Genomic DNA, 15,886 nt, shown 5'->3' on the forward strand with positions numbered 1-15,886 from the left:
TCTTCCCAATCTAATCGTCTCTGATAGCAGACCTTGGCTTGACGATACCTCCAACGGGCATCCGCGCAAGGCGATAGCCCCGATGGCTTTTGCCGGTCGCAAATCCGATGATAATTATCGTAATCCATTTGCTTTTGGAAAGCATCTCAGTCAACTCCGACCTTGGGCCATTTTACAATTTGCCCATCGGGATCGACATGCGCCAGCGGGTTCTGCCCGACATACCCATAGAGACTCCGCCCGCCCACATAGCCGATCGGATCCGGCTGCACATACCTCCCGAGGCTCGCGTCATAGTGGCGATGCCAGTTGTACGCCAGCCCGCTTTCCATCTGGAACCACTGTCCTGGAAAGCGCATGTCGAGCTTGGTGGTCGAATCGAAGATCGCGCTCACCGCCCCAAAGGGCGAATAGATCACGTCCCACACGGAAGCCCAGTTCTGCGCCACCATGCGCGCCGGGCGGCCCAAGTGGTCGGTGTGGACGGAATACATTGTCGGCGTCGCCGTGTCGGCGCCGTCGATCACGGCGATCGGAATGTCGTTCAGCCAGATATATTCGCGCCTCGTCACCCCCGCCGCATCGGTCTCGGCGATGACGTGGTTGTCGAGATCGTGGATGTAGAGCGTCGTCGTGGTGGTCGCGCCGCTCGTCACGGTGCGAGACGCCAGGCGGTCCTGGGCGTCATAGGCGTAGACCGCTCCCTGCGACAGGGCGTTGGTCTGCCAGGCCTTGGACAGACGTCCCTCGACGTCATATTCGAAGCTCATGCCGAGCGCGCCGCTGCGGCTGTCGCTGACGATGTTCCCCGCCGCGTCATAGGCGAAGTTGCGCGCGCTCTGTCCCGAAGGCGTGACCGAACTCAGCCGGTTCGACGTGACGGGATAGGCGTAGGTGGAGGTCACGCCGTTCGCGGTCTCTGTGAGGCGGTTGCCGTTGGCGTCATAGGTCCAGCCGAGCGTGCCGTAATAGCCCTGCGCCGTCATGAGCCGCCGCGTCGGCGTATAGGCGAAGAGTTGCGACTGGGAATTATACTGGCCGGGCGTCGCGCCGGGGTTCTTGTTGTCGATGATCGAGGCGACGACGTCGCCGGTCCAGGCGAGCGCGCGGTCGACGAAAAGGCCCGGATCGGTCGGGGAGCCGTGCTGATAGCGGGTGATGCGGTAATCCGTAAGCGTGATGCGACGACCGCGGATCAGTTGAGGCCGCAGCATTTCTTGTATTTTTTGCCTGATCCGCATGGACAGGGATCGTTGCGACCGACTTTGCCGAACGAAGTGGATGTGAGCGGCGACGATACTGGCGTCATGTCGCCGAGATCATGGCTTTCGAGACGCCATTTATTGAGGGCCAAGACGAACGGGCCGATCAGTTCCGTCGCGGTTGATGCGAGGGCGTCATGCTCGAGCTTGGAGAAGCGCGCGTCGCCTCGAGCGATATCGGCGAGCGTCAGCAAGCCCGACATGGCTTTGGCGGTATCCAAGTCCGCATCGAGCAACGGTCGCCATGCAGCGGGGCGAAGCTTCACCGCCTTTTCGAAGCCTTCGATCCACAACTCCCAAAGCACATCGCCGTTGCGATCATCGATGGCGAAGTAAGGCGCATAGGTCCCGGGCCTCTCGAAAAGCCGTTTCGCGAGATCATTGTAGTGCGCCATGACGAGCGCCAGCACTTCGTTCAGGTGAGCCATCGAGTCGAAGGCGGGCGCCGCCTCCTCGTCCGTCTGCCCCCAGACGACCGGCAGCCATTCGCTCGGCGGGATCATCTCCGGACAAACGAGCACGCCGGCGACGAGCCCATCGAGTTCTTCCAGCAGCATGGCCTCCTCGCCCATGTCGAGGAGAGCGCTTTTAAGCTGCCCGAGATGGCGCGGCGGCTTCCGCATGAGGCTTCCATTTCCAGGGAAGGAGATCATCGATCCGGTTGATCGGGTGATCGGCGATGCGAGCGATGACGTCGGCGAGCCAGGCTTCCGGATCGACGTCGTTGAAGCGCGCGGTTTCGATCAGCGTATACATGATCGCCGCCCTTCGCCCGCCCTCGTCGGAGCCGGCAAAGAGGTAGTTTTTTCTGCCCAATGTCAGGGGCCTGACGGCACGTTCGGCAGCGTTGTTCGTCATCTCGAGACGTCCGTCGTCGACGTAGCGGATCAAGGCCATCCAGCGCGAGGTCGCATAACGGATGGCCTTGGCGAAGTCGCTCTTGCCGCTGATTTTGGCCAGCGTCGCGTCAAGGAAGGCGCGGAGTTCGGCAAGGACGGGAGCCGATCGTTCCCGGCGCGCGGCGACGCGCTCGGCCGGCGGCTTGCCTTTGACGCCGGCCTCGATGACGAAGAGCCGCGCGATGATGTCGAGCGCTTCGGCCGCCGCCGGCGATTTCGTTTCGATATGCACGTCGTAGAGCTTGCGCCTCGCATGCGCCCAGCAGGCGACCTCCTTCAGCGGCGCCGGCGCGCCGGTTTTCGGATCGGCCTCGTAAAGGCCGCCGAAGCCCGTGTAGCCATCGGCATGGAGATGGCCGCGACAGCCCTTCAGCAAGGCATGGGCGTGCTCGGACGTGCGGTCCGGCGAGTAGAGGTAGAAGGCGGCCGGCGGCGCCGTCGACCCATAGGGCCTTTCATCGCGCACCGCCGTCCATAATCGGCCAGTCTTCGTTCTGCCGCGTCCCGGATCGAGCACGGGCACCGTCGTATCGTCAGCATGAACGGCGGGACCGCCGCGCACGTGACGCGCGATGCACTCGGCCAGCGGCTCCAGCAGCGCCGCCATATGGCCGACCCAGCCGGCCATGACCGAGCGGTCGATCGTCACGCCTTCGCGTGCGTAAATGCCGGACTGGCGATGCAACGGAAGGTGATCGCAATATTTGGCGACGATGACATGAGCCAGCAGCGCCGGCCCCGGCCGTCCCTTCTCGATCGGCAGCGTCGGCATGGGCGCCTGAACGATCGTCTCGCAGGCGCGGCAGCTCATCTTCGGCCGCACATGCGCCACGCGCTTGAAGTGCGAGGCGACATATTCCAGCATCTCGCGCTCGTCGACGCCGACCCGTCCGAATTTGCTCCCGCCGCAGGTCGGGCAGACGCAGGGCGCGTCGTGCACGACCGTCTCTAGCGGGAGATGGTCGGGCAGAGGCGCACGAACGGACGGCTTCTTCGGGGTCGATGACGAAGCGCCGTTTGTGGTCGCTTCGCTTCGCGCCACGCGCCCGGCGTCGCTCTCCTCCATGTCGCCGATCAAGAGTTCGAGCTGTTCGATATCGCGGTCGAGCTTTTCCGACGAACGCCCGAAACGCGCGCGCCGCAAAACGGCGAGCTGCATTTTCAGCTTCTCGATCAGCAGGGTCTTGGCGTGAACTTCCGCGGCGAGCGCCTCGGCGAACCGTCGCAGTTCGGTGGGGTCTTCGGGCAAATCGGCAGCGGCGCGCGACATGGTTTTGTCTACCACAAGACACGCGTCGGCGCAGCTCGAGAATGCATGGATTCTAAAGGAAGACCGGGCGTTCCGGCGCTTCTGGCGCAACCGTCCGCCGCCAGTCGATCCCCTCGATCAGCAAGGCCAGTTGCGCCGCCGTCAATTGCAACGCGCCCTCGACGATCGGCGGCCAGACGAACTTTCCCTTCTCCAGCCGCTTGGCGAAAAGACACAGGCCCGACCCGTCCCAGGTCAAGATCTTCACGTAATCGCCGCGCTTGCTCCGGAACACGAAAGCCGCGCCGGAGAAGGGATCGTTGCGAAGCACCTGCGCCACGTCGGCGGCGAGTCCGTCGAAACCGCGCCGCATGTCGACGGGCTTCAACGCCAGATAGACCTTCACCCCCGGCGCGAACTGAAGCATCAAAGGTCACCCAGCGCCGACAACACGCGGCGCAGAGCCTCAGTGTCCACATCTGCGTCGAGCGACAAGCGCGCGCCATTCGGCAGGCTGACTTCCATGGCGCCGCGCCGCACGTTCTTGCGCGACACCCGCGCCGGCGTGGCGGCAATCTTCGCCACCGGCGCCGACGACGGCGGCAGAGCCGGGCTCATCGGAGCCGGCTTCAACTCCAGCAGCTCGACGGGAACGAAAGTCTGTGCGGCTAGCTCCGGCGACATTTTCGCGGGCGCTGTCTCTTTCGCCGGCCCCCGCCGGCGATCCAGCCAGCCTTCGCGCGAACGCCGCAGCCACTTGAAAACCAGATTGGCGTTCAATCCGTGCCGTCGCGCGACAGCCGCTACGGACGCGCCAGGCGCCAACGCCTCCGCAACGATCCGCTGCCGCTCCTCAAGGCTCCACGTGCGCCGCTTGACGCCATCCTTCGCCGCCGACATTGGTGTCCACCTGTTCGATGGTGGACACCTAACCAACTCCATATGCGTTCCGGTAGGCGGTCGTCAGATCACGCATACGGTAATCCGCATCGGTCGTGAAGATTGCGGAGCCCCCATAGCCGAATCTCATGCTGGCGAGCGGGCCATAGGGGTTCCACGTCACGTTCCAAGCGACGGACTGGGCGGCGGCGGCGGCGTTCTGCCGCGTCGTCACCGCCGCGACCCGCCGCATCAGGTCGCGGGGGCGGGCTGGAGGGTAAATTATGCAATTCGTATTCACCGTAATACGTGACCGACGTCAGCCGGTTCGAGGTTGCCGCATAGGCGTAGGTGGAGGTCACACTGCTCAAAGTCTCGGTGAGACGATTGCCTCGTGATAGGCGGAAGTTAGCCTTTAAATCGCCTTCATCGCATCATTTTTTCTCTGATTCGAGCGAATAGGTGAGGCGTATTTCGCTGCTTCTAAGAAGCGAAACATCTCCACTGATTTCCAGGTTCCCAACCTTTTCCAACTGCCGAATACGGCATATGATCCTATCAATTAGCTGATCAGACCACTCCTCCCGAATTGTCTTCAACACTCTCTCAATAATTAGAGCCGTTTTTTTCCAGCTATATTCGGTACATGACATTATGGCGGCGTCGATTATTTTATCATTATCCATATTATTTTTGTCGATATTCATGCATATCCTCCGGCGCATTATGCGCTTTGTTGCGAAGTCAAATATATAGCAGTAGACTAATGAGTTACGGGATTTCCGCCACATCGTTCAGAAACATAGCCCATCGCACATCTGCGTAAATTATACGGTTCAGGGCCAAACCTTCGCTTATTGAAATTTTCACCATTGGCGATCAGTTCTCGACATATTTCGTATGCCTCCTTCCATTCTTTGTCACAGCCTCCATCTTTTGGTGAATCATTTCCGGTTTTGCTACGGCAGAAGTCAATTCCAGCCTGAATTAAGTCTCCTGCGGCTCGCGCAGCGGCGCCAGCCGCTCCGATGCATAGAGCGGGAAATCTAATACAGATTGCGGGAATAGCGATCGCTGTCCGCCCATCCGGATCAACATACGCGAGCGGGTTCTGCCCCACATACCCATAAAGGCTCCGCCCGCCCGCATAGCCGATCGGATCCGGCTGGACGTATCTCCCAAGCGTCGCGTCGTAATGTCGATGCCAATTATACGCCAGCCCGCTCTCCATCTGGAACCACTGTCCCGTGAAGCGCATCGACGCCGATCCAGGCTTCAAAGTCCTGCCGCGACGCTGGGTGGTTGAGCGAACCTTTGGCTGGATGACCCGCTGGCGACGCCTCGTGCGCGATTACGAAAAGCGCATCGACGTCTCCAAGGCCATGATCCACGTCGCTCTCGGTGGACTCCTCTTGCGCAGGATCGCGCACTGAAATCAATTCTCAAACGGACTCTGAGAAGCGTCATAGGTCCAACACTCAAAATAACACGATATTAAAAGACCGAGAACCTATAATGATAGATGAAGAATCCGAAAAATTCAATGTGAATTGAGAACAAGAGGAATGCGCATCATATGTCGACGCTACGCCACCTTCCTCTAGCATGTCGACCAGCTCTTTATTTACACCACTATCCCCAAGTTTAACATTTAATATATGAGGGTTATTAAAATAGACTCGTGCAAGACGTCGAATATCTAAAGTATCTTCTTTCTGAATCTGGAAATTTATCATATTTAAACACACAAAAAAAGTAGGCCTATACGAAAAATCCTTAAGAGACCATCCGATAAGCTGCCGAAGTGACTCGCCATTTGTTAGCATTTTCTTCCTCTATTCCTACTAGAAAGAATATAAGTCATTTTTTTTGCTTCAAATAATACTTTCCCTTCATTGAAGCCTACATCAATCGTCCATATATTTGCGTCGTTTCGATAGATTTCGACATGCTTGGTGAGAGGAAAAACATGTATACACTCAAACTGTGCACAAGCAAGACGAACATCAACAAGGAAAATATTGAGCTCGTTATAAGATTCCTCCGTTGGCTGCCCATCAAATCTCAACTTTATAATCCCAGTCCCATTGCTCTCGATTTCGTTGAGATGCAGGTTTTCTAGGCTTGGAAATCCTTCTGGAACATTTTTGTGCGATGTCATGCTAATATCCCCTATAGGAAATTCTTGCATTCTACGATACCCAGATGTTCGACGACAATCTCGTTGTCATTGGCTGCGCCATGAGAGCAATCATATTTGCAGATAGTTCTGGTATACCGCCATCGCTCACTATTGCTATCCCACTGTTAGGGCACACTCGCTGTACTGCGCATTTGTCACCGACATCTGGTCGCTGTGTATAAGGCCAAACGGTAACCAACCCTTTCGGATCAACCTTCGCCAGCGGATTCTGCGTGCTGTATCCATAAACGCTCGGGCCGTCTGGAAAGTTCGAGCGGCGGGGTGAGGCGGGCGTCTGCAGGCCTTCAGCCGCCCCGAATCGCTGCGCGCCCGACCGCAGATAAATTTGATCGGTTAGCGAAGCTGGAGGTTGCAAGCGCCACGCAGAGACGCCCCCAACCGTCTCTCCTTCCCGCTCATCCGCCCGCAGCGGATCCGGCTGGACATATCTCCCGAGGGTGGCGTCGTAATGTCGATGCCAGTTGTAGACCAGCCCGCTCTCCATCTGGAACCATTGCCCCGGAAAGCGCATGTCCTGCGTCACGCCGGGATCGCTCCAGACGCCCGCGACCTCCCCGAACGGGCCATAGGCCACGTCCCAGGCCCAGTGCCAGTTCTGCTCCAGCACCAGACGCGCCGGACGGCCGAGATGGTCGGTGTGGACATAGTAGATCACCGGCGTCGCCGTATCGACCTTGTCCACCACCGCGATCGGCAGGTCGTTCAGCCAGATATATTCGCGCAGCGTCTGACCAGCCGTATTGGTCTCCGCGATGATGTGGTCGTTGATGTCGTGGACATAGAGCGTGGTCGTCGTGGTCGACCCGCTGGTCGCCGTGCGCGAGGCTAGACGGTTCAGGGCGTCATAGCCGTAGACCGCGCCCTGCGACGGGGCGTTGGTCTGGTAGGCTTTGGACAGACGCCCCTCCACGTCATATTCGAAGCTCATCCCCAGCGCGCCCGTGCGGCTGTCGCTGACGATGTTCCCCGCCGCGTCATAGGCGAAGTTGCGCGCGCTCTGTCCCGCAGGCGTCACTGAACTTAGGCGATTCGACGTTGCGGGATAGGCGTAGGTGGAGGTGACGCCGTTGCGCGTTTCGCTCGCGCGGTTGCCGTTGGCGTCATAGGTCCAGGACAACGTCCCGTAATAGCCCTGCGCCGTCATCAGCCGCCGCGTCGGCGTATAGCTGAAGAGCTGCGCCTGCGACGTATAGGTGAAGGGCGGCGTCGTGGACGGATTGTTGTTGTCGGCGATGCTGTCGACCATGTCGCCGGTCCACGACAGGACGCGGTCGATGATGAAGCCCGGACCGCCCGACCAGCCGGTCTGCACCCGCGTGATGCGATAATCCGTGTCGGTCGTGAAACTCGTAATGGCGCCGTAGCCGAACGTCAGGCCGGCGAGGGGGCCGTAGGGGTTCCACTGCACGCCGGAGACGACCGTTTGCGGAGCGGCGGCGGCGTTCTGCTGCGTCGTCACGCCTGACACGCGCCCCATCGCGTCGCGGGCGTAGGTAACGCTCCGCCCGGAGGGGTAGACGATGTTCCAGATATTCCCGGCGGGGTCGTAGCCATATTGCGTCGCCAGCGCCGATGTCATCGGCGCGTTCGTCCGATAGTCGATCCAGATGCGGCCCTTCGTGTCGATGCCGCGCCAGCTCGTCCCCGACTCGCTGTAAAGGCCGACCAGACGGCCGACGCCGCTCGTCCCGTTCGTCAGATCCCAGTCGAAGGACTGCCAGTAAGCGGGCTGACCCGAATAGGTCTTGCCCGTCAGACGGCCGGAATTGTCGTAAGTGTAGTTGGTCGACACCCCGCGCGCGTCGGCGCGTTTTGTCACGAGGCCGCGCGCGTCGCGCCAATAGGCGATCGTCCCCCGGTCGGGCGAAACTTCCTGAATGACCTCGCCGAAGCCGTTGCGGATATAGCTCGTCGAGAGATTGCGCGCGTCCGTGTAGGTGGTGACCGCGTCGGTCCCGTTGCGCGTCAGATTGACGGTCTTGTTCTCCTCGTCGGTCTCGCTGATCAGGCGGTTGAGGGGATCGAAGCCGTAGGAGAAGACGTTCGACCGCGGGTCGGTGACGGTCTTGAGATTGTCCGTCTTGTCATAGCCGAACTGATAGCTCTGCGACCCCGCCCCCATCGAACGGATCAGGCGGCCGGACGGCGATGCGAGCGATGCGCGTCATATGGCGCTTGTTAAGAGACGATGTAGGTTATGAAATTGAGCTCTGCTCCAAGCGTCGTGAGGCAATTCATTACGCGGGGAGGCAGTTGCGAGTGAGCAACTTGCGTCTCCGCAGGATGATAGATCGCGATTTCAGCGACCAGCTTATAAGGCGCCAACTCGGCGAAGGATTTCAGTAATTCGGTCTGGCGCCTTTTGAGAAAAACAGACCTCTCAAGCTTTATTGCCAAGTTTAAGGCAACGTATTCTCCGGAATGTACGACTGCTTTTCTGAACGGCTTGATCACTTTCAAACGCCGTTCAGAAATGTTTTTGCGCCCTGTCAACTGAAGCCACAGGACCACATCGGACACCGATATTTTTCTCGGACGCTTTGGCTTCATGGTTTACCCAGACGACACCATTCGTCATGCAACTCGCATGCTTCCTCGTAGCATAGGTCAGCGTCTCCGGGGAGCTTGACCTCTCGATGATACCAGCGCCAAAACTTTTTAGAAAATCCAAATCGTTTATCGTTTGGCTGTAATCCACTAAAGTCTGTTAAGCTCATCGGTTTTTGACTTGCGTAACCAAATAAACCCGGCCCATCCGCAAAGATGAGGCGTTGCGACGACGCGGCCGTCGTCACCCCCGCAGCCGCGCCAAAACGCTGCGCACTCGACAGTTGATAAATCTCATCGACAAGCGACGTTCGCGGCAGCAGCGCTGACGGGGCCAACCCCCCGATCGTCTCTCCCTCCTTCTCCTCCACCCGCAGCGGATCCGGCTGCACATACCTCCCGAGCGTCGCGTCGTAATGTCGATGCCAGTTGTAGGAGAGGCCGGTTCGAGGTTACCGGATAGGATCCTTACCGATCCGCTTTATTCAAGTAATTTTTCTCGACAGAGACGATCGTATTCTTTGTCGGAGTCTCGAATATCGCAGTCGACGAGAAAGTGACCGAGTGCATGGACGGCTTCATTTAGAAGGGTATTTCCTCTACTCTCCATTTTTGAGACAAACATATCAAAATCGGCCAGATTGATCGTCCCCGCGAGAGTTCCTGAAGATAGAATAAGACTCTTTCTTTTATATCCATTCGTTACCGCCAGCGTCTCGAATTGACCGGGATATGTTTGTCCATGAATGGCAGAATATGGAAGTGTAGGACGGGCTCGCCCCCTGTTCCTGGCGTGTAAGGGAAGAGCGATTCGAATGAAGCGGACGGAATGCGACAGAAAGGAACTATGCCCCCCACATTTCTTTGCGCGCTTGATCGGGATCTCTAACTAGACCATAATATGCAAAAAGTAGGTTTGTTGCGGTGCAGGGCAGGGACAGAAATCTTCTGTCCGCCACATCAACTTAAAAATAGCCACCTGCAAAAACATGCGGGCAACTAAATTCCCTTTTGCCGCCATCTTCTTGAGAATAGCGATTGCCATCAGTGTATCGAAGCGAGAACCGAAAAACGCCAAGTGCCTTGCATAGAATAATTTCGATGTCTCATGTGCATGAGGTAAATCTAAGAACATTTTTTACAGGCGACGTGATAGGCCTAACATCAAGGAGCACGACCAACAAACTTCAAATCCTCCTCGAGTTTCTTGTAATGAATAATGCCAAACGTCGTGAATTTGATGATTACGCCCTGCTTCAAATAACCCCACTCTTGTTCTGGGAAGCCTTCATCAAATTCACCGCCGTCAAGATTGGCGACCACAACCCCTGTTGAGTCATTAGCTAGGGAAACCCTGTCACCAAGCTTTACTGTTTGTCCAGTTGAGTATTTCATTGGTTCACTTTGCGAATGGCTCAATTGGTATAGCGCCGGCCGGCAACTCGGACGGCCTAACTGCACCGACCGACTGCCAGAAGCACTGACAATTGTTCGGGTTTTGGTTAGCACGGTAGATGTTATAGTGCGGTCCGACAATTCCATGCTCAGGCTTATCAGGGGTATCGAGAGGTCTGTAGGCTATAGTCCCTACAGGCACGATCTTGCCACTGAGAGTTTTACACGGGCCGCATGGCTTTTTGCATTGCTGCTCATTCGAGCTATGGCCCTGCAGGTTCGAGCTATCGCCCGGGAGGCTGAGGATCGCAGCAAGTGCCATGGCGGCTGAGATCGCAGTACCAATTCCGGCTCCAATCCCGCAGCCAATGGGTCCTCCCCAAGAGCCTACAATGCAGCCAAACGCGGGGTTCTGTCCATCCGCGTCGATATAGGCAAAGGGATTTTGCCCCACATACCCATACAAGTTCCGCCCGCCCGCATATCCAATCGGATCCGGCCGCAGATACCTCCCGAGCGTCGCGTCATAGTGGCGATGCCAGTTATACGCCAGCCCGCTCTCCATCTGGAACCATTGTCCCGGAAAGCGCATGTCCTGCGTCACGCCGGGGTCGCTCCAGACGCCTGCGACCTCGCCGAACGGACCGTAGGCCACGTCCCAGGCCCAGTGCCATTCTTGCTCCAGCACCAGACGCGCCGGCCGGCCGAGATGGTCGGTGTGGACATAGTAGATCACCGGCGTCGCCGTATCGACCTTGTCCACCACCGCGATCGGCAGGTCGTTCAGCCAGATATATTCGCGCAGCGTCTGACCAGCCGTATTGGTCTCCGCGATGATGTGGTCGTTGATGTCGTGGACATAGAGCGTGGTCGTCGTGGTCGACCCGCTGGTCGCCGTGCGCGAGGCTAGACGGTTCAGGGCGTCATAGCCGTAGACCGCGCCCTGCGACGGGGCGTTGGTCTGGTAGGCTTTGGACAGACGCCCCTCCACGTCATATTCGAAGCTCATCCCCAGCGCGCCCGTGCGGCTGTCGCTGACGATGTTCCCCGCCGCGTCATAGGCGAAGTTGCGCGCGCTCTGTCCCGCAGGCGTCACTGAACTTAGGCGATTCGACGTTGCGGGGTAGGCGTAGGTCGACGTCACGCCGTTGCGCGTTTCGGAAGCCCGGTTGCCATTGGCGTCGTAGGTCCAGGAGAGCGTCCCGTAATAGCCCTGCGCCGTCATCAGCCGCCGCGTCGGCGTATAGCTGAAGAGCTGCGCCTGCGACGTATAGGTGAAGGGCGGCGTCGTGGACGGATTGTTGTTGTCGGCGATGCTGTCGACCATGTCGCCGGTCCACGACAGGACGCGGTCGATGATGAAGCCCGGACCGCCCGACCAGCCGGTCTGCACCCGCGTGATGCGATAATCCGTGTCGGTCGTGAAACTCGTAATGGCGCCGTAGCCGAACGTCAGGCCGGCGAGGGGGCCGTAGGGGTTCCACTGCACGCCGGAGACGACCGTTTGCGGAGCGGCGGCGGCGTTCTGCTGCGTCGTCACGCCTGACACGCGCCCCATCGCGTCGCGGGCGTAGGTAACGCTCCGCCCGGAGGGGTAGACGATGTTCCAGATATTCCCGGCGGGGTCGTAGCCATATTGCGTCGCCAGCGCCGATGTCATCGGCGCGTTCGTCCGATAGTCGATCCAGATGCGGCCCTTCGTGTCGATGCCGCGCCAGCTCGTCCCCGACTCGCTGTAAAGGCCGACCAGACGGCCGACGCCGCTCGTCCCGTTCGTCAGATCCCAGTCGAAGGACTGCCAGTAAGCGGGCTGACCCGAATAGGTCTTGCCCGTCAGACGGCCGGAATTGTCGTAAGTGTAGTTGGTCGACACCCCGCGCGCGTCGGCGCGTTTTGTCACGAGGCCGCGCGCGTCGCGCCAATAGGCGATCGTCCCCCGGTCGGGCGAAACTTCCTGAATGACCTCGCCGAAGCCGTTGCGGATATAGCTCGTCGAGAGATTGCGCGCGTCCGTGTAGGTGGTGACCGCGTCGGTCCCGTTGCGCGTCAGATTGACGGTCTTGTTCTCCTCGTCGGTCTCGCTGATCAGGCGGTTGAGGGGATCGAAGCCGTAGGAGAAGACGTTCGACCGCGGGTCGGTGACGGTCTTGAGATTGTCCGTCTTGTCATAGCCGAACTGATAGCTCTGCGACCCCGCCCCCATCGAACGGATCAGGCGCCCCAGCTCGTCATAGGCGCGCGTGCGGCTATAAGCGGTCGTGGCGTTGGGACGCTTGATCGTGACGGAAGTGGCGTCGCCATTGGCGTTGCGGGCGTAAGTGATCGTCTCGCCCGCCGAATTGGCGACCGTCGCCAGCCGGCGGGCGTTGTCGTATGTGTAGCTTTCATAGGCGCCGTTGGGCAAAGTGATCTTCGTGACCGCTCCGACCGCGTCATATTGGATCGTTGTCGTCGCCGGCGTTCCGGCGGCGTCGACGCTCATCTGCGTCAACAGGCCGCGCGCGGCTTCATAAGCGAGCGTCGTGACGACGCCGTTGGGATCGGTGATCGAGGTCGGCTGGCCCCGGCTGTTCCAGGCGGTGACGGTCGTCACCTTGCCCATCTCATTGGTGACGGTCTGGAGATTTCCGGCGGCCGAATAAGCGTAGGCGACCGTGTCGCCCGTTCCGGCGAGCGGCCCGTCGACCGAGGTCAGGCGCCCGGCGGCGTTGTAGCCATAGGTCGTCGTGCGCGTCAGCCCCGCAGTGGAATAGGGAATGGTCTGCGTGGTCGTGTCGACTTTCTGCACCTGCGTGATGCGGCCGCTGGCGTCGATCGTGACATTGGTCGTGAGGGCCGGTTCGACGGTCTGCGTCGCGATGTTGAACGTCGGATGCCAGGTGTAGGTCGTCATCACGGCTTGCGGCGTCCCCGACCCGCGCGTCTTGGTGAGCGGTCGGTTCCTGGCGTCGCGAGTATAGGCCGTGACGCGCCCTTCCTCGTCCGTCTCCGAGGCGATGAAGCCGTTGGCGTCATACGTCCAAGCCTTCGTGCCGCCAACGCAGTTCGCGCTCGGCTGCCCGTCGACGCCCTTGACGCTCGTTTGATTTACGTTCGAAGGATGCGAAAACGTATAGGTCGCGACCTTGCCCAGCGGATTTGTAACCGTGCGCACAAGATCACCGTTTGGCGCTTGGCCGTAGGCGACCTGCCATTTGTCCAAGCCGCCTGCGTGCTCAGATGACAAGGCGCGGCCCTGGCTGTCATAGGAAAAGGTCGCGTAGCGCACGCCGCGCGCATCGGTGATCCCGGTTAGAAAATCCGGGAACTGCGCATTCTCATAATGGTACGTCGTCGAATCGACTAACGCTGCGCTTGGGTTGAGCTGCTCGACGCGCATCAACCGACGCGCAACGGGCTCCGAAAACCCATTCGCTTTCAGCGGCGGGTCGTATGTGTAGCTCAGCTTGCCGCCGCCCGGCAGCGTGATTTCCTTGATCGTCAACGGCCAAGGCGGAATATACGTTGCGGGATAAACTTCTGCGCTGGTCCAAGAGACGTTATTCCAATTGATTCCAAATACGCGTCCAAAAGTGTCGGTAATGGACTGCAGATTGCCATAGGCGTCATAAGCGAAGGTCCAGGTATAGCCGCCTTTCGACATCGAAATTGGACGCGCGATCTCGTACGTCGCGCCGCCCGGCGCAAACAAAAACGTCTGCAGCGTCCACACGCGGTTCTCGACCGCGTCCGTCACTTTCCATTGCGAGGTCGTTTTCCTGATGATGGAGAAATCAATAGGGTTTGGCAGTGTGCCGATGAACTCGACCTTATACCGGTTTTGCGTCAGATAGCCGGGCAAAGGATTAAACGTGTTGCCCGATCCTGAATAAATAAAGTCATACCCCATGCCGTGCGGCAGCATGAGCGTCACCGAGTTAAAAACAGCCCAGCCACTGTTGACCTGAAGATGAAGCTCCATCTGAAAGTTAAAGCGCCAGCCGCCGACGGCGCCGCGGACGGGGGCGAGGTTCTGTGCAAGGCGTAGCGGGGGAAGATAGATATAGTTTGTCTGATTTTCTTCTAAGGTCAGGCTGCGATAATGGCGCGAGATAAAGAACTCGCCATCACCGGTCGCATAATCGGTGGCGCTCTCGATCTTGGCGCCGTCCGTGACCAGAATGGGATTGCCGGCGCTGGGCGCGGACTTGCCCTGGTCTCCGCAAGCCGTGGATGGGGCGGCGCTGGATGCCTGATAACACCAAGAACTGCCGCCACGGGCGTATCCGTTTACGCACTTTCTGCTCGGATACGTCCCAGGAAATATACCACACTTCTTGCCAGGGGGGCACCCCCTTTGAATGTCCATGGTCCAGGCGCAACTCGCGCTGCGCACACCGTTCTGCGTGACCCCGAGAAACGTACTATCGGGGCCTACGCGCCCGCCAAATATGTCGCAATTAGTCCCCTTGCAGTAGCTAAAATCGGCAAGGCAAGCAGCGGTAGGATCGTCGAACTGACCTGGGGCGTATTGAGGCCGCCACCCGTCGTCGCCCTCGCCGAAAGCTTTAGCGGGCGGACACCACAGCGCGGAGCCAAGAAAGGCGAAAGCGGCGAAAACAACTGGCAAAGTGAGCAACCGATGTTGCCTTTTAGAGCAAATAAGCTGGTAGGCGAGCGCGCATAAAACGAGCGTCGCTCGGACGAGCGAACCGCCAAAATTCCGTTTCGTAAAAGTCGGATGAGCCGTAACTGGAAAAAGCGCGCCGAAAACGGAAGCGCTCAATGAATGAAAATCCTTGCGCATGAATGAGACCTGCTTGAGAGAAACTAAGGCGCATGGACAGCGAAGCACGGCCAATGCAACAAGAGAAGACGCGCGCGCGGCTTTGTGATCCAGCAAACCCGCGACTGCCGAAAAATCGAAACATTCTTCACGCGTTATTCGTCATAAAAATCTGTGGATAGAAAATGACCCAATCGCCCAGCCCAGAATGGAGAGAGGACTTTTCCGGCCCACCGTGATTTGCGTAATTCTGTCACCGTAATTCGGGAGGCTTGGCGCGCCCCCGCCTTGCCGAAATCAATCCAAAACGATGCCGAGTCCGTGTCGTTCGATCTGCTTCGACAGGCTAGCTTTCTACGCATGACAGCCGGGACGGCGGTCAATGAGAGAGCGATGCATTGAAGCAGGAGGCAACGCCATGACAAGCTTCCGTCTCTTTATCCTCGCCTCATGCTTGTTGTTCGTTCAGGCCGCTCAGGCCGGCAAGCATTCGTTCCCCAGAAATTATCCGCAAGCGAAATTCGAAAGACCGGGGTCAGACGGGCGGGCGTGCTCATCCCCCGGCATCGGATGTCCTGGAATCAACGAATGGCGATTGGGCGACGAGCGCGATTTCCAGTTGCTCCCGAAAAGCGGCTACTGACGCAAATTTTCTGCTTTTGCCGACTCCTTGTCGGCGATGGCTGA

The 15,886-nt window shown here is 58.8% G+C and carries 16 protein-coding genes; 1 reads left to right on the forward strand and 15 read right to left on the reverse strand.

Annotation, left to right across the window (positions count from 1 at the left end):
• Positions 1 to 146: 146 nt before the first annotated feature.
• The 8 genes from MMG94_RS06120 to MMG94_RS06155 form a co-directional block, all read right to left on the reverse strand.
• The gene (locus tag MMG94_RS06120; protein WP_195840186.1) at positions 147 to 1,214 is read right to left on the reverse strand and encodes an RHS repeat-associated core domain-containing protein; all 1,068 of its coding nucleotides are present in this window, start codon (positions 1,212 to 1,214) and stop codon (positions 147 to 149) included.
• Positions 1,196 to 1,885 (reverse strand): UPF0149 family protein, encoded by a 690-nt coding sequence (locus tag MMG94_RS06125; RefSeq protein WP_016922177.1) that lies wholly within the window; start codon positions 1,883 to 1,885, stop codon positions 1,196 to 1,198. Before MMG94_RS06125 ends, MMG94_RS06120 begins: the two co-directional genes overlap by 19 nt.
• Positions 1,851 to 3,431, reverse strand: a complete 1,581-nt coding sequence (gene tnpC / locus MMG94_RS06130; RefSeq protein ID WP_016922178.1) for an IS66 family transposase — start codon at positions 3,429 to 3,431, stop codon at positions 1,851 to 1,853. The genes MMG94_RS06125 and tnpC overlap by 35 nt, the downstream gene beginning before the upstream one ends.
• Before the next feature lie 52 nt (positions 3,432 to 3,483).
• The gene (tnpB, locus tag MMG94_RS06135; RefSeq protein WP_016922179.1) at positions 3,484 to 3,837 is read right to left on the reverse strand and encodes an IS66 family insertion sequence element accessory protein TnpB; all 354 of its coding nucleotides are present in this window, start codon (positions 3,835 to 3,837) and stop codon (positions 3,484 to 3,486) included.
• Positions 3,837 to 4,310, reverse strand: coding sequence for an IS66-like element accessory protein TnpA (gene tnpA, locus MMG94_RS06140; protein WP_016922180.1), 474 nt, complete (start codon positions 4,308 to 4,310; stop codon positions 3,837 to 3,839). The genes tnpB and tnpA overlap by 1 nt, the downstream gene beginning before the upstream one ends.
• Positions 4,311 to 4,338: 28 nt before the next feature.
• Positions 4,339 to 4,542 carry a hypothetical protein gene (locus MMG94_RS06145; protein ID WP_154419983.1) on the reverse strand — a complete coding sequence of 68 codons (204 nt, stop codon included), beginning with the start codon at positions 4,540 to 4,542 and terminating at the stop codon, positions 4,339 to 4,341.
• A 181-nt stretch (positions 4,543 to 4,723) separates the two neighbouring features.
• Positions 4,724 to 4,996 (reverse strand): DUF3658 domain-containing protein, encoded by a 273-nt coding sequence (locus MMG94_RS06150; protein WP_016922185.1) that lies wholly within the window; start codon positions 4,994 to 4,996, stop codon positions 4,724 to 4,726.
• 56 nt (positions 4,997 to 5,052) lie between these two features.
• Positions 5,053 to 5,547 carry an RHS repeat-associated core domain-containing protein gene (locus MMG94_RS06155; RefSeq protein ID WP_081495764.1) on the reverse strand — a complete coding sequence of 165 codons (495 nt, stop codon included), beginning with the start codon at positions 5,545 to 5,547 and terminating at the stop codon, positions 5,053 to 5,055.
• Between MMG94_RS06155 and MMG94_RS06160 the strand changes: the two genes are divergently transcribed.
• Positions 5,519 to 5,722, forward strand: a complete 204-nt coding sequence (locus MMG94_RS06160; protein ID WP_420846622.1) for a transposase — start codon at positions 5,519 to 5,521, stop codon at positions 5,720 to 5,722. The two genes, MMG94_RS06155 and MMG94_RS06160, sit on opposite strands and share 29 nt — an antisense overlap.
• 386 nt (positions 5,723 to 6,108) lie before the next feature.
• Here MMG94_RS06160 and MMG94_RS06165 read toward each other — a convergent pair whose 3' ends face one another.
• The 7 genes from MMG94_RS06165 to MMG94_RS06195 form a co-directional block, all read right to left on the reverse strand.
• Complete coding sequence (locus tag MMG94_RS06165; protein ID WP_154419981.1) at positions 6,109 to 6,450, reverse strand: hypothetical protein; 342 nt, start codon at positions 6,448 to 6,450, stop codon at positions 6,109 to 6,111.
• Positions 6,451 to 6,481: 31 nt separating this feature from the next.
• On the reverse strand, positions 6,482 to 8,614 hold the full coding sequence (locus MMG94_RS06170; RefSeq protein ID WP_154419979.1) for an RHS repeat domain-containing protein: 2,133 nt from the start codon (positions 8,612 to 8,614) through the stop codon (positions 6,482 to 6,484).
• 56 nt (positions 8,615 to 8,670) lie between these two features.
• Positions 8,671 to 9,012, reverse strand: a complete 342-nt coding sequence (locus tag MMG94_RS06175) for a hypothetical protein (protein WP_244415555.1) — start codon at positions 9,010 to 9,012, stop codon at positions 8,671 to 8,673.
• 26 nt (positions 9,013 to 9,038) lie between these two features.
• Complete coding sequence (locus MMG94_RS06180; RefSeq protein ID WP_154419977.1) at positions 9,039 to 9,431, reverse strand: hypothetical protein; 393 nt, start codon at positions 9,429 to 9,431, stop codon at positions 9,039 to 9,041.
• A 497-nt stretch (positions 9,432 to 9,928) separates the two neighbouring features.
• Positions 9,929 to 10,084 carry a hypothetical protein gene (locus tag MMG94_RS06185; protein WP_154419975.1) on the reverse strand — a complete coding sequence of 52 codons (156 nt, stop codon included), beginning with the start codon at positions 10,082 to 10,084 and terminating at the stop codon, positions 9,929 to 9,931.
• Positions 10,085 to 10,203: 119 nt separating this feature from the next.
• Entirely contained in the window at positions 10,204 to 10,434 is a 231-nt protein-coding gene (locus MMG94_RS06190) for a hypothetical protein (protein ID WP_016922170.1), read from the reverse strand.
• A gap of 4 nt (positions 10,435 to 10,438) precedes the next feature.
• Positions 10,439 to 14,395, reverse strand: coding sequence for an RHS repeat-associated core domain-containing protein (locus MMG94_RS06195; protein WP_195840185.1), 3,957 nt, complete (start codon positions 14,393 to 14,395; stop codon positions 10,439 to 10,441).
• Positions 14,396 to 15,886: the final 1,491 nt, after the last annotated feature.

Source organism: Methylocystis parvus OBBP (genome assembly GCF_027571405.1).
In the GTDB taxonomy this organism is placed as follows: Bacteria; Pseudomonadota; Alphaproteobacteria; order Rhizobiales; family Beijerinckiaceae; genus Methylocystis; species Methylocystis parva.

Bases quoted from the DNA above. Each gene is read 5' to 3' on its own strand.
- MMG94_RS06120 (WP_195840186.1), bottom strand. From the start codon at position 1,214: ATGCTGCGGCCTCAACTGATCCGCGGTCGTCGCATCACGCTTACGGAT.
- MMG94_RS06125 (WP_016922177.1), bottom strand. From the start codon at position 1,885: ATGCGGAAGCCGCCGCGCCATCTCGGGCAGCTTAAAAGCGCTCTCCTC.
- tnpC (WP_016922178.1), bottom strand. From the start codon at position 3,431: ATGTCGCGCGCCGCTGCCGATTTGCCCGAAGACCCCACCGAACTGCGA.
- tnpB (WP_016922179.1), bottom strand. From the start codon at position 3,837: ATGCTTCAGTTCGCGCCGGGGGTGAAGGTCTATCTGGCGTTGAAGCCC.
- tnpA (WP_016922180.1), bottom strand. From the start codon at position 4,310: ATGTCGGCGGCGAAGGATGGCGTCAAGCGGCGCACGTGGAGCCTTGAG.
- MMG94_RS06145 (WP_154419983.1), bottom strand. From the start codon at position 4,542: ATGCGGCGGGTCGCGGCGGTGACGACGCGGCAGAACGCCGCCGCCGCC.
- MMG94_RS06150 (WP_016922185.1), bottom strand. From the start codon at position 4,996: ATGAATATCGACAAAAATAATATGGATAATGATAAAATAATCGACGCC.
- MMG94_RS06155 (WP_081495764.1), bottom strand. From the start codon at position 5,547: ATGCGCTTCACGGGACAGTGGTTCCAGATGGAGAGCGGGCTGGCGTAT.
- MMG94_RS06165 (WP_154419981.1), bottom strand. From the start codon at position 6,450: ATGACATCGCACAAAAATGTTCCAGAAGGATTTCCAAGCCTAGAAAAC.
- MMG94_RS06170 (WP_154419979.1), bottom strand. From the start codon at position 8,614: ATGGGGGCGGGGTCGCAGAGCTATCAGTTCGGCTATGACAAGACGGAC.
- MMG94_RS06185 (WP_154419975.1), bottom strand. From the start codon at position 10,084: ATGGCAATCGCTATTCTCAAGAAGATGGCGGCAAAAGGGAATTTAGTT.
- MMG94_RS06190 (WP_016922170.1), bottom strand. From the start codon at position 10,434: ATGAAATACTCAACTGGACAAACAGTAAAGCTTGGTGACAGGGTTTCC.
- MMG94_RS06195 (WP_195840185.1), bottom strand. From the start codon at position 14,395: ATGGAGCTTCATCTTCAGGTCAACAGTGGCTGGGCTGTTTTTAACTCG.